The organism is Streptomyces sp. CO7 (assembly GCF_053474865.1).
In genome coordinates this window covers 84,881-87,124 of record NZ_JBRIOU010000009.1, presented here as the reverse complement: position 1 = coordinate 87,124, position 2,244 = coordinate 84,881, and the positions used below count along the sequence as shown (strand labels likewise).

Annotated in this window: 1 protein-coding gene; it reads left to right on the top strand. The window is 77.0% G+C overall.

Annotated features, from left to right (window positions below; genetic code table 11):
• On the top strand, positions 1 to 2,244 hold a 2,244-nt coding region (locus tag ACOV8S_RS26965; protein WP_448320977.1), incomplete at both ends, for a non-ribosomal peptide synthetase.

The window sequence follows — 2,244 nt, the reverse complement described above, 5'->3', positions numbered from 1 at the left end:
GTCGACGACACCCTCACCGTCAACCGGCTGGTGGAGTCCCTGCGGACCACCGTCCTTGACGCCTTCGCCCACGCGGACGTGCCCTTCGACCAGGTGGTCGAGGAGCTGGCGCCGCGCCGGGATCCCAGCCGCACGCCCCTGGTGCAGGTCCTCGTCGTCCAGCAGACGCCGCTCGCGCACCCGCCCCGGGCGGCGGGCCTGCGCGTGGAGGAGCACCCGCTGCCCCGGCCCGCCGCCCGCTTCGACCTCGTCCTGGAGTTCACGCCCACGGCCGACGGGGGCTGCGACCTCACCGTCGAGTACAACACCGACCTGTTCGAGGCGAGCACCGCCGCCCGGTTCGGCCGCCACCTGCACCGGCTGCTCGAGGGCATGGCCGACGCGCCGCACCGCACCGTCGCCCAGCTGCCGCTGCTCACCGACGACGAGCGGGGCACCCTGCTCGGCGCAGGCGAGGCCCCGCTCGACGAGGACGGGACGGACGGCGGACCCACCCTGCCGGAGCTGTTCGCGGCGCAGGCCGCCCGCACCCCCGGGCGGACCGCCGTGGTGTGCGGCGACACCCGCCTGGACTACGCCGAGGTCGAGCGTCGCGCCACCCGGCTCGCCCGGCGGCTCGTGGCGCGCGGCGCGCGGCCGGAGACGCTGGTCGCCCTGTGCCTGCCCCGCACCGCCGACCTCCTCCCGGCGATCTGGGCGGTCCTCAGGTCCGGCGCGGCCTACCTGCCGGTCGACCCCGGCTACCCGGCCGAACGCATCCGCTTCATGCTCGCCGACGCCGACCCGACCCTCGTCCTGGCCACCCGCGACACCGCGGCCGCCCTGCCGCCGGACCGCCCGGTGCTGCTCCTGGACGACGACCCGGCCGACGAGGACGACGACGCGCGGCGCACCGACCGGGCCGAGGACCCGTCGGGCGAAGCCCTTCCCGAGCGCCCCCGCGACCCGGAGCACCCCGCGTACGTCATCTACACCTCCGGCTCCACCGGCCGCCCCAAGGGCGTCGTGGTCACCCACCGCAGCGTGGCCCACCTGGCCGACTGGGCCGCCCGGCGGTTCGCCGGACGCCTGGACCACGTCGTCGCCTCCACCTCGCTCAACTTCGACGTCTCCGTCTTCGAGCTGCTGTGCCCGCTGATCGCGGGAGGCACCGTGGAGATCGTCCCCGACCTGCCCGCCCTCGCCGACGCCACCGGACCCCGGCGGGCGGGACTGGTGAGCGGCGTGCCCTCGGTGCTGTCGCGGATGCTCACCGGCGGCGGCCCCGCGGTGAGCGCGGACACCGTCGTCCTGGCGGGCGAGGCGCTGCCCGTCCAGACCGTGCGGGACCTGCGCCGGGCCATGCCCGGCTGCGCCGTCGCCAACCTCTACGGGCCCACCGAGGCCACCGTCTACGCGACCGCCTGGTTCGCCGGCGACCAGGACCCGGACCAGGCGCCGCCGATCGGCCGGCCGGTGGCCCGCACCCGCGCCTACGTCCTCGACCGGAAGCTGCGCCTTCAGCCGGCGGGCGTCCCGGGCGAGCTGTACCTCGGCGGCGACGGACTGGCCCGCGGCTACCTGCGCCGCCCCGGCCTGACCGCCGCCCGGTTCGTCGCCGACCCGTTCGGCGCGCCCGGGGGCCGCATGTACCGCACCGGCGACCTGGTGCGGTGGAGCGTCGACGGCGAACTGGAGTACCTGGGCCGCACCGACGACCAGGTCAAGGTCCGCGGCTTCCGCATCGAACCGGGCGAGGTCGAGGAGGCGCTGCGCGGCTGCCCCGGCGTCGCCGAGGCCGCCGCCGCGGCCCGGGCCGACGGGGGCCACCACCGGCTGGTCGGCTACGTGGTGCCCGAGCCCGGCGCCACCGTCGAACCCGAGACGGTCCGCCGCACGCTCGGCGGCACCCTGCCCGACCACATGGTCCCCTCGGTGGTCATGGTGCTGGACGAGCTGCCGCTGAACGTCAACGGGAAGCTCGACCGCGGCCGGCTGCCCGACCCCGGCCCCGCGCAGCGCACCGCGCGCCACGTCGCCCCGCGGACGCACACCGAACGGGTCCTCGCCGCCATCTGGGCCAAGGCGCTCGGCATCGCCCGGGTCGGCGCGGACGACAACTTCTTCTCCCTCGGCGGCGACTCCATCCTCAGCATCCAGGTGGTGGCCGAGGCCCGGCAGGCGGGCCTCGCGGTCACCTCCCGCGACGTCTACCGCCACCAGACCGTCGCCGCCCTCGCCCGCCGCGCCGACGCCGCCGCGAGC